The 13,131-nt window shown below is 69.7% G+C and carries 16 protein-coding genes; 13 read left to right on the forward strand and 3 right to left on the reverse strand.

The annotated features are described in order from the left end of the window. Positions 1-1,090 (reverse strand): SIS domain-containing protein (locus ACWD0Y_RS29085; RefSeq protein ID WP_450263297.1); only part of this gene is annotated, 1,090 nt, incomplete at its 3' end. Positions 1,091-1,404: 314 nt separating this feature from the next. Here ACWD0Y_RS29085 and ACWD0Y_RS29090 point away from each other — a divergent pair. The 13 genes from ACWD0Y_RS29090 to ACWD0Y_RS29150 all read left to right on the forward strand — a co-directional run bounded on the left by ACWD0Y_RS29090 (position 1,405) and on the right by ACWD0Y_RS29150 (position 11,225). Beyond that, on the forward strand, positions 1,405-2,742 hold the full coding sequence (locus ACWD0Y_RS29090) for an ABC transporter substrate-binding protein (protein WP_450263298.1): 1,338 nt from the start codon (positions 1,405-1,407) through the stop codon (positions 2,740-2,742). A gap of 20 nt (positions 2,743-2,762) precedes the next feature. After that, entirely contained in the window at positions 2,763-3,656 is an 894-nt protein-coding gene (locus ACWD0Y_RS29095) for a carbohydrate ABC transporter permease (RefSeq protein WP_450263299.1), read from the forward strand. After that, entirely contained in the window at positions 3,650-4,486 is an 837-nt protein-coding gene (locus tag ACWD0Y_RS29100; protein ID WP_450263300.1) for a carbohydrate ABC transporter permease, read from the forward strand. The genes ACWD0Y_RS29095 and ACWD0Y_RS29100 overlap by 7 nt, the downstream gene beginning before the upstream one ends. Positions 4,487-4,514: 28 nt before the next feature. Then, positions 4,515-5,354 (forward strand): sugar phosphate isomerase/epimerase family protein, encoded by an 840-nt coding sequence (locus ACWD0Y_RS29105; protein WP_450263301.1) that lies wholly within the window; start codon positions 4,515-4,517, stop codon positions 5,352-5,354. A gap of 344 nt (positions 5,355-5,698) precedes the next feature. Then, positions 5,699-6,208, forward strand: coding sequence for a hypothetical protein (locus tag ACWD0Y_RS29110; RefSeq protein ID WP_450263302.1), 510 nt, complete (start codon positions 5,699-5,701; stop codon positions 6,206-6,208). Positions 6,209-6,344: 136 nt separating this feature from the next. After that, positions 6,345-7,574 carry an FUSC family protein gene (locus ACWD0Y_RS29115; protein ID WP_450263303.1) on the forward strand — a complete coding sequence of 410 codons (1,230 nt, stop codon included), beginning with the start codon at positions 6,345-6,347 and terminating at the stop codon, positions 7,572-7,574. A gap of 195 nt (positions 7,575-7,769) precedes the next feature. Continuing rightward, positions 7,770-8,231 carry an SRPBCC family protein gene (locus ACWD0Y_RS29120; RefSeq protein ID WP_450263304.1) on the forward strand — a complete coding sequence of 154 codons (462 nt, stop codon included), beginning with the start codon at positions 7,770-7,772 and terminating at the stop codon, positions 8,229-8,231. A gap of 209 nt (positions 8,232-8,440) precedes the next feature. Further along, a complete protein-coding gene (locus ACWD0Y_RS29125; protein WP_176710243.1) occupies positions 8,441-8,863 on the forward strand; it encodes an Hsp20/alpha crystallin family protein in 423 nt (140 codons plus the stop codon). A gap of 95 nt (positions 8,864-8,958) precedes the next feature. Continuing rightward, a complete protein-coding gene (locus ACWD0Y_RS29130; RefSeq protein WP_450263305.1) occupies positions 8,959-9,354 on the forward strand; it encodes a DUF2267 domain-containing protein in 396 nt (131 codons plus the stop codon). 185 nt (positions 9,355-9,539) lie between these two features. Further along, complete coding sequence (locus ACWD0Y_RS29135; protein WP_450263306.1) at positions 9,540-9,938, forward strand: DUF2267 domain-containing protein; 399 nt, start codon at positions 9,540-9,542, stop codon at positions 9,936-9,938. A gap of 75 nt (positions 9,939-10,013) precedes the next feature. Then, positions 10,014-10,283, forward strand: a complete 270-nt coding sequence (locus ACWD0Y_RS29140; RefSeq protein WP_093797364.1) for a hypothetical protein — start codon at positions 10,014-10,016, stop codon at positions 10,281-10,283. Beyond that, entirely contained in the window at positions 10,280-10,675 is a 396-nt protein-coding gene (locus ACWD0Y_RS29145; protein WP_093797362.1) for a hypothetical protein, read from the forward strand. The genes ACWD0Y_RS29140 and ACWD0Y_RS29145 overlap by 4 nt, the downstream gene beginning before the upstream one ends. Positions 10,676-10,766: 91 nt before the next feature. Next, complete coding sequence (locus ACWD0Y_RS29150; RefSeq protein ID WP_450263307.1) at positions 10,767-11,225, forward strand: YidB family protein; 459 nt, start codon at positions 10,767-10,769, stop codon at positions 11,223-11,225. A gap of 98 nt (positions 11,226-11,323) precedes the next feature. Here ACWD0Y_RS29150 and ACWD0Y_RS29155 read toward each other — a convergent pair whose 3' ends face one another. Beyond that, complete coding sequence (locus tag ACWD0Y_RS29155) at positions 11,324-12,553, reverse strand: XRE family transcriptional regulator (protein WP_450263308.1); 1,230 nt, start codon at positions 12,551-12,553, stop codon at positions 11,324-11,326. Positions 12,554-12,632: 79 nt separating this feature from the next. Further along, the gene (locus tag ACWD0Y_RS29160) at positions 12,633-12,779 is read right to left on the reverse strand and encodes a hypothetical protein (RefSeq protein ID WP_450263309.1); all 147 of its coding nucleotides are present in this window, start codon (positions 12,777-12,779) and stop codon (positions 12,633-12,635) included. Between the last annotated feature and the right edge of the window lie 352 nt (positions 12,780-13,131).

Here is a 13,131-nt window from a genome sequence, read left to right on the forward strand (position 1 = left end):
GTACGCCGGCACCTCGTCGGCCGGTTGTCGTGAGGACGGCTCGCCGTCGAGCCTCGTCGTGGCGCTCCCGGAGGCGCCGTTCACCCGGATGATCATCCATGACCCGGTAGTAGCGGCGCAGGTCGAGCGAGTGGTCGCGTACGCGTTCCAGGTGCTTGCTGACCCGGCCCATCACCGTGTCGAGCACGAGCGGCGCGAGCAGACCGCGGAATCGGGGGCTGATGCCCTCCAGCGCGTAGTCGCGGGTGTCGAAGACGGTGACGTCGTGGGAGACGCGCTTCGCGAAGGCCTCGGCGCGGTCGGTGAGGGCGCGCGTCTCGTCCTCGCCCTGGAAGACGATCACGCTGGTGTCCTTCTCCAGCAGTTCCAGGGAGCCGTGGAAGAACTCGGCGCTGTGCACCCGGGTGGTGCGCAGCCACTGCATCTCCTCGAGGATGCACATGGAGTAGAGGTACGTGAAGCCCCACAGGTTTCCGCCGCCGACGAGGAAGTGGTAGTCGGTGTCCTTGTGGGCCTCGGCGAAGGCGGCTGCCGGGGCATCGGCCTGCCTGGCCACGTCGAGGAGGACGCGCGGGATGTCCGCGAGCTCGTCGGCGAGCTTCTCGTATCCCTCGAACTCGCCCCGGCGCGCGAACAGCCGGCCCATGAGCAGCAGCATCTGCGGGTCGAACGGCCAGGCCTTCGGCTCCGACACGAGCGCGACGTCGACGCTCCGGGCGATGGGCGAATCGGCGTACCCGGTGAAGCCGACCGTCCGGGCGCCCTTCGACTTGCAGAACTCGACGGCGCGGAGGCTGTCCTCCGTCGTGCCCGACACGGAGGTGAAGACGGCCACCGAGCGCTCGCCGAGCGTGGCATCGCCCGCGGCGGCGAGCTCGGCGGCGACCACGGCCCGTACGGGGAGCGTCGAGATGCGCCGGGCGAGCTGTTCGTAGGGCCACATCTGGGCGTACGTGCCGCCGGCTCCGACGAGGAAGAGGTGGTCGAACCCCTCGTCCACGAGGCGGTCGGCGAGCTCCTCGATCCGGTGGCGCAACGCCACCGTGCTCGCCAGCTGGGAGAGGAATTCCGGCTCGTTGAATCCGAGCATCTTCGCGTCCTTTCAGGAAAGGGTGCGGCCGGCGGCGCTGAGCGACCTGATACCGGTATCACGCGGAGGTCACGCTGACACAGTGGACGCACACCGTCAACACCGAAGCGGCGCAGATCTTCTGCTGAGCGTGCTCAACTTGGCTCCCAACAGCAGATCTTCAGGGAATGGGCGCATCAATCCGCGCGCCCGCCGAGCGGCTCCGGCCGGTCGAGAAGAAGATCTTCATTCCATGTCTGGTACCGGTATCAGAATCTCTGTACAGTCGCCGCACACCAGCGGTTCGTGTCAGATCCGTGTCAGAAAGGAAGCCCATGCGCGCTCGTGCACTGACGAGGTACGCGGCACTCTTCGGGGCCTCGGTGCTCGCCCTCACCGGCTGTTTCGCCGGGCCGGCGAAAGCGCCGGCGGCCGACGTCACCGCGAAGCCGGAGTTCTCCGGCACCCTCAGCATCCTCACCAAGTTCGCGGGCGATCCGCTCAGTCCGTACTTCGAGGACCTCGCCGCCGCGTACGAGCGGAAGCATCCCGGGGTGGAGGTCGAGCTCATCCAGGAGACCGACCAGAGCATCAAGGACAAGACGAAGACGCTCACCGCGTCCGACGCCCTTCCCGACCTCTACTTCACGTGGACGGGCAACTGGGCCGAGAACTTCATACGCGGCGGCCGTGCGTCGGACCTCACCGAGGTGATCGGCCCCGACACCGAGTGGGGCCGGACCTTCAGCGAGGCGTCCCTGTCCGCCTTCGCCCACGACGGCCGGTACTACGGGATACCCCTGTACAACAACGGCAAGTTCATGGGCTACAACAAGGCCGCCTTCGCCGAGGCCGGTGTCGAGGTGCCCACCACCTTCGAGGAACTCCTCGACAGCTGCCCGCACCTGCGCAAGGCCGGATACGAGCCCATCGCCTTCGGCAACAAGGACGGCTGGCCCGCCCTGCACTACCTGCAGCAGCTCTTCGCGTACCACGTGCCGCGCGAGATCCGCGAAGCGGACCACCACCCCGGGACGGCCACGCTCGACGACGCCGGCTACCTCACCGCGCTCAAGCAGTTCAAGACCCTGGTCAGCACCTGCACCGATACCCGCGGCGGCACCAACGGCGTGCTCTACACCTCGGCGCAGGAGGCGTTCTCCCGCGGCAAGGCGGCGATGTACTACCAGGAGATCCTGGAGTTCGACAACGCGACAGCGGCCGGCGCGGGAGCCGGGCCCCGGGCTCTCACACCCCAGAACCTGGCCGTCCGCCCGCTGCCCGTACCCGAAGGAGCGAAGGGCGACCCCGAGGCGATCGAGGGGGCGCCGGAGGGGTACCTCGTCAACGCCAGGTCGCCGCGAGCGGCCCTCGCCGTCGACTTCATGAAGTTCGTGACGGAGCGCCGCAACGCGAAGACGCTCTCCTCGCCCCCTTACGGCCAGCCCAGCACGGTCGTCGGAGCGGTCACCCCCGAGACCTCCAGCCGGGCCGTCTTCCAGGGCATCGAGACGGTCAACAAGGCCCCGCGCCTGGCCGGCTGGCTGGACATGGTGACGGCGCCCGAGGTCGCCGACGCCTGGCTGGCCGGCGGCGAGGCGCTGATCAGCGGCGGCATGTCTCCCGGGGAAGTGCTCGAGAGCGTGCGCCGGGCCTCGAAGTCGGCCAAGTAGCCGCACGGCCGAAGGGAGACATGCCGGTGCGCACCATGTGCCGAAGAGCGCTCGGGCTGGCCTGGGTCATTCCGGCCCTCGTCCTGCTCGGGGTGTTCGTCTACCTGCCGCTCGTGCAGAACTTCGGGTTCTCCACGCTGACGTGGGACATCTACAGCGGAAGCCAGGAGTACGTCGGCCTGGAGAACTACCGCGAACTGTTCGACGACCCGGTCTTCTGGTCGTCGTTCGCCAACAACCTCTGGTACGCGGTGCTGTCGATCGTGTTCCAGGTGTGCGGCGCCCTGCTGCTCGCCGCACTCGTCGAAAGCATCCGCAGCCCTCGCTGGGCGCGCGCTCTCCGGGCGGTCTACTTCATCCCCTCGGCGATCTCCCTCACCGTCGCGGGCCTGCTCTTCTACTTCGTCTACGAGCCCAGGCTGGGGCTGCTCAACCACGTGCTCGAAGCGGTGGGACTCGGCCGGTTCGGCCAGGCGTGGCTGGGGCAGGAAAGCACCGCGATGTTCGCTGTCATCGCGATGAGCCAGTGGCAGGGTTTCGGGTACTGCACCCTGCTGTTCGCCATCGCGATCCAGCGCATCCCCTCCGAGCTGTACGAGGCGGCCTCCCTCGACGGCGTCGGGCCGGTCCGCCGCTTCTTCCACGTCACGCTCCCGCTGGTGCGCGAGATGACCGGGCTCATGATGATGGTGACCGTCTCGGGCGCGTTCCAGGTGTTCAACGAGGTCATGGTGATGACCAGCGGCGGCCCCAACAACTCGACGCAGGTGCTGGGCACCTGGCTGTACCGCAACGGTTTCGTACGCAACGACTTCGGCTACGCGGCGGCGATCGGCACGGTGATCTTCGTGATCACCCTCGCCATCGCCGTGGCACAGCTGTGGATCACCCGTAAGAGAAGGGTGGAATGGTGAGCCGCCTCGGCTTCCTCGGCGCGATCGCGCGCATCTTCATGTGGGCCTTCCTGCTCGGCCTCGCAGTGGTCGTGCTCTACCCGCTGCTGTGGATGGTGCTCAACGGGTTCAAGACCAACGCCGAACTCTTCGACGACCCGTTCGCGCTCCCCGTCGACTGGAGTTTCGCGAACTACCAGAAGGCGTGGAACCGCGGGGTGAGCGACTACCTCATGGCCAGTGTGCTGGTCACGGTGGTCTCCACGGTCGCGACCGTGTTCATCAGCGCCTGGGCGGCGTACGGACTCACCCGCGTGAACATCCCGCTCAACAAGGTGCTCACCGCCGTCGTCCTCGGCGGGCTCATGCTCACCCCGACCGTGGCGCTCGTGCCCCTGGTGCGGATGTTCCAGGCGATGGGCCTCTACAACAGCTTCTGGGCACTGCTCATCCTGTACACGGCCTTCCGCGTCCCCTTCACGACCTTCCTGATCCGCGCCTACATGATCGACCTGCCGCGCGAGGTCGACGAGGCGGCCGAGATCGACGGCGCCGGCCGCTGGACCGCGTTCTGGCGGATCATCCTGCCGATGTGCAAGCCGGTCATCACCTCCACGGTGCTGCTGCACGTCCTCTTCGCCTGGAACGAGTACCTCTTCGCCATGGTCTTCACCAACGGCAGCGACGTACAGACCCTTCCGGTGGGCCTGACGAGCCTGATGAGCAAGCACGGCACCGACTTCCCCGTCGTCTTCGCCGGCATGGCGATCGCGGCGGTACCGGTGGTGCTGCTCTTCTTCTTCGGGCAGCGCTACATCGTCAAGGGCCTCGCCGACGGCATCGGAAAGTGACCGCGCGCCAGCTACGAAGGAGCCCTCCATGGCCCTCTCCACCCGGCAGATCACCGGATCCAACTTCGCCTACCAGCACCTGCCGTTCGAGCGGTTCCTCGACGACATGGCCGGCCTCGGCCGTGAGAAGCTCGAACTGTGGGGCATCGCGCCCCACTTCCACATCCCGCGGCTGACCGACGCCGACGCGCGGAGCGTCCGGCGCCTCGCCGCGGCACGCGGTCTTCGGACGCACTGCCTCACCCCCGAGCAGGTGATGTACCCGGTCAACGTGGCCTCACCGGTCCCCTGGCTGCGCACCGAGAGCATCCGCATGTTCCGCCGCGCGGCGCAGCTGTGCGCGGAACTCGGCGCGGAACTGCTCCTGGTGACCCCCGGGCGCGGTGACGAGAGCGAACCGGCGGACGTCGCGTGGCGCCGCTCCGTCGAAGCGGTCGGCGACATCGCCGCCTACGCGGACACCCTGGGGGTGGGGTGCGTACTCGAACCGCTCCAGCGCGTGGAGTCGAACCTCGTCAACGACTACCGCACCCTCGCGGCGATGACCGACGAGATCGGCGCGGCGAACCTCGGCGCCGTGCTCGACACGGTCGCCATGGCTGTCGCCGGGGAGACCGTGGACGACGCCTTCGACGCGCTCGGCGACCGCATCCGGCACGTCCACCTCATCGACGGCCGCCCCGCGGGGCATCTGGCGTGGGGCGACGGGGAGCTGCCCCTGGCCGAGTACCTGGCCGCCCTCGACCGCCGGCGGTACGGCGGCTGCATGACCTTCGAGCTCTTCGGCGACGGCGGTTACGCACGCGATCCGCGGCCGGTGGTCGAGCGGTGCCACGCCGCCGTCGAGGCGGCCGCCCCGTCCCGGTGACACCCGCCCGTCCCGGTGACACCGGCGACGAGCCGCGGACCGGCCGGACGCGTCGCGGAACCGGAGCACGGACGTGAAGGGACACCGTTTCCCGCCGCCGGGCAACTGCCCCGGCAGTTCCCGGGCGCTCCGGACTCAGGCACACCCGGACGCCTGACGGAGCGCCGCGGCCGCTCGGTGAGCAGGGCCTCCTGAAGGCCGAAGGGGTGAAGGCGCGCAACCAGGCGGGTGACTCTTCGCTCGTGGCGATCTCCCGAAGCAGTTTCAGCGCGTTGAGGTGGGCTCGCTTTCGCCCGTCGCCTCCATGGAGCCGGGCGATCCCACTCTCGTCTTCTGGAGGTTTCATGCTCCGCTCCCGTGTCCGGCAGCTGTCCGCCGTCGCGGCCACCGCCGCCATGGCGATGGCCGCCACCGGTGCCCTCGCCTTCACCGCCCAGGCGGCACCGGCCCCCCTGCCCGAGACCGCGGCCAAGGCCAAGGTGCTCAACTGGCTGGCGCACAAGCACTCGGACACCCTGCCGCGCTCGGTACGCGAGGGTTCCGACTGGACCGTTTACGCACACCTGTACGAGTTCAAGACGGGCAAGCCCGGCAAGAGGATCGGTGACACCACGACCCACTGCAGCGCTGTCGAAGTGACGCCCCACGGTGTCGTCGCACAGTGCCAGAGCGTGCTGCGCACCGACCACGGCAGCATCACCCTGAGCGGCAGCCTGGACATGTTCGGCCCCGGCCCGTACGGCGGCGACGCGGCGGTCACCGGCGGCACCGGCACGTACGCGGAGGCCGAGGGGCAGGCCGAGGTCGTCATCGACGACGAATACGCCAAGCTGCGCATCAGCCTCGACGACTGAGCCCACGCCGGCCGGCTCCGCCCGCTCGACGGGCGGAGCCGCTGTCGTTCCCGCTCCCGCCCCCGGGCAGGGCGAGCACACGTGTGATTGACCACTGATGTGGCCTGTGGTGGCAAAGACGGGGAAGAGGCTAAGAGTGCCTGAAGTTACCGACCCTTTGCTGAATCTCGTCCGGCGGCACAAAGAACCCGTGGTCGTGCAGACGGTCCGGTCCACCGTAGCCGCAGTGATCTCCTACGTCGTCGCCCTGATGCTGAGCAGCGAACCGGCGCCGCTGACCGCGCCGCTGACCGCGCTGCTCGTCGTCCAGGTCACCCTGTACGCGACCCTCACCACCAGCATGCGCCGAGTGAACTCGGTGGTGGTGGGCGTGGTCATCGCCATCGGCTTCAGTTCCCTGGTGGGTCTGTCCTGGTGGAGCCTGGGACTGATCATCCTCGCCTCGCTGGTGATCGGCCGTTTCGTACGGGCCGGTGAGTTCGTCCCCGAGGTGGCGATCAGCGCCATGCTGGTGCTGGGCGTCACCACGAGGGTCGCCGAATCGGCCTGGGACCGGGTGCTGGAGACACTGATCGGGGCGGTCGTCGGACTGCTTTTCAACATCCTGTTCGTGCCACCGGTGTGGGTGCAGCCCGCCAGCGCGGCCATCGAAGGTCTCGCGGGCCGTATGCGCGGGCTGCTGATGTGCCTCGGCGACGAGGTGTGCGGCCACACCCCCGTGGCGGAGGCCGCCGCCCTGCTGCACGAGGCGCGCCGGCTGGACCATGACATCGTCGAGGTGGACGCGTCCCTGCGGCAGGCGGAGGACAGTCTGCGGCTCAACCCCCGCGTCAAGGAGGGCCTGCTCTTCCGCGTCGTGCTGCGCACCGGTCTGGACACCCTGGAGATCTGCGCGGTGGTGCTCCGTACGGTGTGCCGCACGATGACCGATCTCGCCAAGGCGCGGACGGAAGAGTCGCTCTTTCCCCCGGACATCGCCGACGCCCTGCGGGAACTGTTCACGCACATGGCCCGCGCGGTCGAGAGCTTCGCCGTACTGATCACCACGCAGGTCACCGTCAACGCTGAGGAGGCGGAGGAACGGCTGCTGAAGGAGCTCGCGGCCAGCCGCGACAGCCGCGAGATCGTCGCGCACATGCTCCTCGCCGGCGTGCGGGAACATCCGCGCCAGTGGCAGCTGCACGGAGCGCTGCTGGCCGAGGTCGACCGGATCCTGGACGAGCTGGACGTGGAGAAACGCTCGATGAGGCTGGTGGAGGAGCTGGACCGGCAGTCCCGTGAGCAGCGGGAGAAGTACCCGCTGGTGGCCAGGCTCCGGGGCAGGATGCGTGTCGGCCGGTCGGACGAACGGTCCGAGGAACTCTGACCGCCCGGTCCGCGGAGCACGGCCCTCGGGCGGGTACGGCCTCCGGGTACGGCCTCCGGGTACGGCCTCGTGGAGGAAAACAGCGGTTCTTCCTCGGCACCCCCGACTAGGCGGGCGATCACCGGGTACCCGATGTGACGTGCCAAGATCCGCGCGGCGGGCACGCTGCCGCGCGTCACCGAAGAGGAGGCGCAGATGAGCACGGTGAAGGAGACGGTAGAGGTCGAGGTCCCCGTTCGCACCGCCTACAACCAGTGGACGCAGTTCGAGGAGTTCCCGAACTTCATGGAGGGGGTGGAGGAAGTCAGGCAGATCGACGACCGCCACAACCACTGGACCACGAAGATCGGGGGAGTCGAGCGGGAGTTCGACACCGAGATCGTCGACCAGCTCCCGGACGACCGGATCGCCTGGCGTACGACGAGCGGCGACACGCAGCAGAAGGGCCTGGTCAGGTTCGAGCGCCTCGACGACACGCACACACGGGTCGAGCTCGTGATGGACGTCGAGACGAGCGGGGCCGCGGAGAAGGCCGCCGACATGACCGGGATGATCGACCGGCGCGTCAAGGGTGACATGCGTCGCTTCAAGGACTACATCGAGCACAAGGGCGGCGAGACCGGCGCCTGGCGCGGCCGTATCACGCCCGGCGGCTGACCGCCGCCCCAGCTCTTCAGACTTCCGCAGGTCACCGCACGGTGACGGCTCTGGTGCCCGCCCGGCGCCAGGGCCGTCGTCGTGTCTCCGGCCGTACGCCGAAAACCGACCGCGCCGGGATTGAGCGGGGGCTTGTCAACTTTGCTGCTGGGAGTTATATAGGTGGTGTCGCCATGTGCATCCCGTATCCGGGAAAGGAGTGACCGATGATGCTCATGCGGACCGATCCCTTCCGTGAACTCGACCGGCTGACCCAGCAGCTGATGGGCACCGCCGCGCAGCCGACGGCCATGCCGATGGACGCCTTCCGGGAAGGCGACACCTTCGTCGTCGAAATGGACCTGCCCGGGGTGGACCCCGATTCGATCGACCTGGACGTCGAACGGAACGTGCTGACCGTGAAGGCCGAGCGCCGCTCCCACGCGGGCGAAGACGCGGAAGTCCTGATCACGGAACGGCCGACGGGTTCCTTCAGCCGCCAGATGTTCCTCGGTGAGACGCTGGACACCGAGCGCATCGACGCCTCCTACGACGCCGGAGTGCTGCGCCTGACCATTCCGGTCGCCGAGCAGGCCAAGCCGCGCAAGATCGCCATCAGCGGCGGAAGCTCGCAGAGGCAGATCAGCGGCTGAACCCGGCGGGGCGGGGCCCGGACCGTGAACTCCGGCCCGGGCCCGCCCCGCGGGCGGGCGCACGTCGACACCGACACGCACGAGAGAGGGCCGGCATGGTGATCAAGTGGGACGCGTTCTTGGCCGCCGTCCAGGAGCGGGGCCAGTACCCCTCGCGCCAGGAGGCCGAGCGGGCCACCCGTGTGGTGATCGCTCTCCTGGGTGCGCACGTCGTGGGCTCGGAGCGGGCCGAACTCGCCGCCCGGCTGCCGGAAACGTGCGCGCTCCTGCTGCTCAATCCGCTCCCGGCGGCCGAACCGCTCGGGCCGGAGCGGTTCGTACGGGCGACAGCGGCGTGGATCGAGGGAGCCACGGAAGAGACCGCCAAGTGGGACGTCGGCGCCGTCCTCAGCGTCGTGGCCGACGCGGCGGGCGACGAACTGATGCGCCGTGTACTGCTCCAGCTTCCCCCCGGTTACGACCTCCTCTTCGGCCGCCCCGAGGCCACATGAGCACCGGTGCGTCCGGCGGCGCAGGCCCGACGGCCCGGCCGGGACCGCGCACAAGGTGCTGCGGCCCTGGCGAGGAGGCATTCTGAATCCGGACATTCGTTTCGGATTCGCGTTACTAGAACCATTCGCGTTCTTCGATTCTTGTGTTCACCAAATAAAACAGCAGAGAGAAGGTAGCCACAGCCATGCGGTGGAACGAACTCATACAGCAGGTACGCGTCTCGGGGCAGTACGCCACCGACGCCGAGGCGGAGCGCGTCCTGCGCACCGTGCTGACTGTGCTGGGCGCGCACATCACCGGCGACGAACGCCGTGCGCTGACGCGGTGCCTGCCGGTGGAAGCCGCCTGCATCCTCGCCCGCCAGACCCCGGCTGCCCAGGCTCTGACCGCACCCCAGTTCGTCGATGCCGTCGCCGCCAGACTCGGGGACCTCACGCCTCCGGCCGCCCGCTGGGGAGTCGGCTCCGTGCTCAGCGTCGTCGCGGACTGCGCGGGGGACGACCTCACCCGGCGCATCACCGCCCTCCTCCCCAGGGGTTACGCCCTCCTTTTCGGCCGCGCCGAACTGGCGCCGGCGGCCTGAGAACCGGGCCCGTCCGCCGGGGATGCCTCTTTCGGACCCCTGCCGCGCCGACGCATACGGTCGTACGCTGACCGTATGACGGAGAAGGAACGTGTCACCATCACGATCCCGGCGGACAGCGCGGCCATGCTGAGAAAGCTCGCCCAGGAGAAGCGCATCGAGTCCGTGTCGGCGTACGTGACCGAAGCGGTCGAAGAGCGCCTGGGACGCGAGGAGCGCGCCCGGCGCATCATCGAGGGCTGGGCGGCCGAGGTCGAGCGGACCAGCCCCAAGGAGTGGGCGAGAGCCCTGGAGTGGGCCCAGACCTCGGACCGGCGCGGCAACAACGCGGGCGCGGCCGCGTGATCGGCGGGTACATCCTCGACGCCGGTGCGATCCGGCAGCTCGTCCTCGGCCGTCCCTTCATGGTGGCCCGGGTCGTGGTCTCGGTCGAGCAGATCCAGGTGCTCTACGTCCCCACGACGGTCCTGGCGGCCGGACTGATCGGCCACGACATCTCGCCCCGCCGCCGTGAACAGGTCGACCTGGCGCTGGCCGCACCGGTCTTCGAGTTCCACGACCTCGACCGGCCCGCGGCCCTGGCCGTCGCCGACCTGGCGACCATGGCCCAGGTCGACCTCGCCACCGCCCACGCCGCCCACCTCGCCCTGCGGCGCCCGGGCTGGCCCGTCATCACCGACCGGCCCGCCGAACTGCACAAGATGAACCCGGGCATAGAGACGGTCGAGCTGCCGTAGACCGCGTGTACGCGAGGGGCGCCCCGCACGGCGGACGGGTGACTTTCCGGGTAGCGCAGAGCCATGTGGGTAGACGGGTGGCACATCCGCGGTGGCGCGCTGTACGCCACCGGTTCCACTGGCGAGGAAAGGGCTGACCGTGGCGGGAGAAGACCTGGGGCGACTGCTCGAAGGGCTGCTGGGGAAAGGCGACGGAAGGGCGGACCTCCTCGGCTCCCTGCTCGGCTCGCTCAGCGGGAGCACGGCAGGGAGCGGCAACCCGCTGGACCGGCTGCTGGCGGTGTTCGGTGAACAAGGACTGGGGCACAAGGCCCACACATGGGTCGGAGCGGGTGACAACGAGCCGATCGACGGCGCGCAGCTCGCAGAGGTGCTGCCGCCGGGCACCCTCCAGAAGGTGGCCCAGGAGGCGGGGGTGTCCCCGGACGAGGCTGCCGATCAGCTCGCCCAGGTCCTGCCGGAGGTGGTGGACAAGCTGACGCCGGGAGGCCAGCTCCCGCACGACACGTCGCTGGAGGACCTGATCAAGGCGCGGGCGGCCGGACGCTGAGCCTGCGGCGGTGAGCCGCAGTGGGCCGCACCGCGCGGTGCGGGACGGCCGTCGCGAGTGCCGGGGGCAGGACCCCGGACGCGACGGCGTTCCCGTACTCAGGCACGCGGCAGCATCCGCAGGTGGTCGAGGAAGTCGCGTACGCCGGGGCGGCCCGGATCCTGCCGGGCCAGGACGCCGCCGAGGTCTTCGGCGACCATGGACAGGGACGGCAGGGAACGGCGGTTGCCGCCGAGCGCCTTCATGCCGAAGGCGACCGCCTCGTCGAACGCGCCCTGCCGGGCGGCGACGACACCCAGGGTGATCCGCGCCTCCGCGTTCCGCATCGGTGAGCGGTCCGTACCGTCGTGATCGGCACCGGCCCGCAGCACCTGACGGGCGAGATTCTCGGCAAGCCGGTCCTCGCCGAGCTTGCGGTAGCAGTCCATCGAGCAGAAGTCCCACTTCGCGGGGTCGGCGGTGAAGTGATTCTCCGGGTTCTCCGGCAGGCCCAGCTCCTCGAGGAGACGGCGGCCGCGGTCAAGAGCGGTCCCGACCTGGCGCCGGTCGCCGATCCGCGCCCACGCCTTGGCCTTCTGCGCCCACAGCTGCACCTCGACGTCCGTGTGCGGCGCGGCCGCGATGCCCTCCTCCGAGGCCGCGATCACCTCACGCAGGTCTCCCCGGGTCAGCGCGAACCAGGCACGCATCTCGTGCCCCCATCCGGCGATCAGGGGGTGGCCCGCCTCGCCCGCCAAGGACAGCGCGGCCCGCCGGGCGGCCTCGGCACCGTCCCAGGAGCCCGAGTCGTACTCCACGCAGCCGGTCAGCAGCGCCAGCATTTCCGCCTGCACCAGAACTTCCCGGCGCTCGGACGCGGTCAGTCGCCGCGACCGCAGCACTCCGGAGAGCCGGCGCGACCAGGAACGGCTCTCCGCCAGCAGGTGTTCGCCCGGCAGGCGGGCGTACTCCGAGCACAGCCGGTCGACCGTGAGGGCAAGGGCGTCGAGTGTGGCCCGGTCCACGGCATTCGCGTGCAGCCGCGCGACGGCCTCAGCGGTGTCCGCCGCCGCGGCGGTCCGCGCCCCGGGCCTGCTGCCACAGGGGCGCTCCGGAGGGAAGAAGGCGAGGGCCGGCGTACCGGACACCTGTGAGATCAGCGCCTTGTGGTCCCGGGGTTCGGCCGCGCCGGACTCCCACCGAAGCCACTCCCGGGCCAGCGCCTGCGGCTCCGGAAGCGGATCGGGGGAGTGGGCGGTCATCGCGCGGGCCACGTCCAGCGGGCTCCAGCCGCGGGCGGCGCGCTCGGACTCCATGCGCTGCGCCCATGCGGGGCGACCGTCGGCCATCCCGAGCCCTCCTCCACCACGGCCCTTTCCCGCCGAGTCCGGCACGCGGGGCTCCCGCACGCAGGGGGCGGAGAGGGAATTACTCGGAAGCGGCGCCGCCCTCCGGCCCCTGTTCCTCGCTCTCGTCCCGCTCCCCCTCTGCCTGGGAAGGGGTCGTCTGGCGCACGTTCTCGCGCTCCTCGTCTTCGCGTTCGCCCTCTGCCTGGGAAGGTGTCTGGTCACTCATCGGGATGGTCCTCACTGGCGAAGTGCCCGGTAGTCGTGGAAACGGAGATCATTCGGCCCTCTCGTCTCTCGCCTCTCGTCTCGGCCGTTCACACGCCATTTTCGGCGCTCGGCGGCTTTCCGGCGATCCGGCGATCCGGCGGACAAGGAGCGCCCGAACGGGCCCCGTGGAGCGGCTCGCAGGGGCGGCGGAAGCCGATGAGCGAGCCGGCAGGGCCGAACGGGCGCTGGAACGTTTTCGTCGTCGCACCGCCTCCGTGTACCCACTACGAGCTCGATAGCCGTACCGCCCCCCGCCGGTGACGAGCCCGGCGGCTGGCGGCGGAGAACGGCGGAGAACAGCGGACGGGGCC

The organism is Streptomyces altiplanensis, from assembly GCF_053591575.1.